Source organism: Vibrio agarilyticus (genome assembly GCF_012641465.1).
Lineage (GTDB): Bacteria > Pseudomonadota > Gammaproteobacteria > Enterobacterales > Vibrionaceae > Vibrio > Vibrio agarilyticus.
Window position 1 is genome coordinate 1 of record NZ_JABAIK010000038.1, and the last position, 2,950, is coordinate 2,950.

A 2,950-nucleotide genomic window follows, 5' to 3' on the forward strand; every position below is an offset into this window, starting at 1 on the left:
TCGTTCTTAATCGAGTCCATCAAAACCCTTTGGGTGTTGTATGGTTAAGCCTCACGGGCAATTAGTACAGGTTAGCTCAACGCCTCACAACGCTTACACACCCTGCCTATCAACGTTCTAGTCTCGAACAACCCTTTAGGACACTTAAAGTGTCAGGGAAGACTCATCTCAGGGCTTGCTTCCCGCTTAGATGCTTTCAGCGGTTATCAATTCCGAACTTAGCTACCGGGCAATGCGTCTGGCGACACAACCCGAACACCAGAGGTTCGTCCACTCCGGTCCTCTCGTACTAGGAGCAGCCCCCTTCAATCTTCCAACGCCCACGGCAGATAGGGACCGAACTGTCTCACGACGTTCTAAACCCAGCTCGCGTACCACTTTAAATGGCGAACAGCCATACCCTTGGGACCGACTTCAGCCCCAGGATGTGATGAGCCGACATCGAGGTGCCAAACACCGCCGTCGATATGAACTCTTGGGCGGTATCAGCCTGTTATCCCCGGAGTACCTTTTATCCGTTGAGCGATGGCCCTTCCATTCAGAACCACCGGATCACTATGACCTGCTTTCGCACCTGCTCGAACCGTCATTCTCGCAGTTAAGCGGGCTTATGCCATTGCACTAACCTCACGATGTCCAACCGTGATTAGCCCACCTTCGTGCTCCTCCGTTACTCTTTGGGAGGAGACCGCCCCAGTCAAACTACCCACCAGGCACTGTCCTCATCCCCGATTAGGGGACCAAGTTAGAACATCAACACTACAAGGGTGGTATTTCAAGGACGGCTCCACACAAACTAGCGTCTGCGCTTCAAAGCCTCCCACCTATCCTACACATGTAGGGTCAATGTTCAGTGCCAAGCTGTAGTAAAGGTTCACGGGGTCTTTCCGTCTAGCCGCGGGTACACTGCATCTTCACAGCGATTTCAATTTCACTGAGTCTCGGGTGGAGACAGCGTGGCCATCATTACGCCATTCGTGCAGGTCGGAACTTACCCGACAAGGAATTTCGCTACCTTAGGACCGTTATAGTTACGGCCGCCGTTTACCGGGGCTTCGATCAAGAGCTTCGTGTTACCACTAACCCCATCAATTAACCTTCCGGCACCGGGCAGGCGTCACACCGTATACGTCATCTTGCGATTTTGCACAGTGCTGTGTTTTTAATAAACAGTTGCAGCCACCTGGTATCTGCGACTCTCGTCAGCTCCATCCGCAAGGGACTTCACCAATAAGAGCGTACCTTCTCCCGAAGTTACGGTACCATTTTGCCTAGTTCCTTCACCCGAGTTCTCTCAAGCGCCTTGGTATTCTCTACCCGACCACCTGTGTCGGTTTGGGGTACGATTCCATCAAATCTGAAGCTTAGAGGCTTTTCCTGGAAGCATGGCATCAATGACTTCACACCCGTAGGTGCTCGACGTCGTGTCTCAGCCTTAAGAAGGTCCGGATTTACCTAAACCTTCAGCCTACGCACTTGAACCTGGACAACCGTCGCCAGGCCCACCTAGCCTTCTCCGTCCCCCCATCGCAATTTGATTGAGTACGGGAATATTAACCCGTTTCCCATCGACTACGCCTTTCGGCCTCGCCTTAGGGGTCGACTCACCCTGCCCCGATTAACGTTGGACAGGAACCCTTGGTCTTCCGGCGAGGAGGTTTTTCACCCCCTTTATCGTTACTCATGTCAGCATTCGCACTTCTGATACCTCCAGCATGCTTTACAACACACCTTCAACGGCTTACAGAACGCTCCCCTACCCAATGAAGTAAACTTCATTGCCGCAGCTTCGGTTTATAGCTTAGCCCCGTTACATCTTCCGCGCAGGCCGACTCGACTAGTGAGCTATTACGCTTTCTTTAAATGATGGCTGCTTCTAAGCCAACATCCTAGCTGTCTAAGCCTTCCCACATCGTTTCCCACTTAGCTATAATTTGGGACCTTAGCTGGCGGTCTGGGTTGTTTCCCTCTCCACGACGGACGTTAGCACCCGCCGTGTGTCTCCCGGATAGTACTTACTGGTATTCGGAGTTTGCAAAGGGTTGGTAAGTCGGGATGACCCCCTAGCCTTAACAGTGCTCTACCCCCAGTAGTATTCGTCCGAGGCGCTACCTAAATAGCTTTCGGGGAGAACCAGCTATCTCCGAGTTTGATTGGCCTTTCACCCCTAGCCACAAGTCATCCGCTAATTTTTCAACATTAGTCGGTTCGGTCCTCCAGTTGATGTTACTCAACCTTCAACCTGCCCATGGCTAGATCACCCGGTTTCGGGTCTATATCCAGAGACTGAACGCCCAGTTAAGACTCGGTTTCCCTACGGCTCCCCTAGATGGTTAACCTTGCCACTGAATATAAGTCGCTGACCCATTATACAAAAGGTACGCAGTCACAGGACAAAGCCTGCTCCTACTGCTTGTACGTACACGGTTTCAGGTTCTATTTCACTCCCCTCACAGGGGTTCTTTTCGCCTTTCCCTCACGGTACTGGTTCACTATCGGTCAGTCAGGAGTATTTAGCCTTGGAGGATGGTCCCCCCATATTCAGACAGGATAACACGTGTCCCGCCCTACTCGTTTTCACTGAATGTGCGTTGTCGACTACGGGGCTATCACCCTGTATCGCCGGACTTTCCAGACCGTTCGTCTAACGCATATAAAGCTTAAGGGCTAATCCAATTTCGCTCGCCGCTACTTTCGGAATCTCGGTTGATTTCTTCTCCTCGGGGTACTTAGATGTTTCAGTTCCCCCGGTTCGCCTCGCTGAGCTATGTATTCACTCAGCGATACTAGCTTGTGCTAGTGGGTTTCCCCATTCGGAAATCCCAGACTCACAGGTTGTTACTACCTTATCTGGGCTTATCGCAAGTTACTACGTCCTTCATCGCCTCTGACTGCCAAGGCATCCACCGTGTACGCTTAGTCACTTAACCATACAACCCCAAAGGGTCTT

General features: G+C 51.7%; 1 rRNA gene. It reads right to left on the reverse strand.

What is annotated here, in order from left to right:
- Positions 1-40: 40 nt before the first annotated feature.
- Positions 41-2,930: ribosomal RNA gene (locus HGP28_RS18805) — 23S ribosomal RNA — on the reverse strand.
- Positions 2,931-2,950 lie beyond the last annotated feature (20 nt).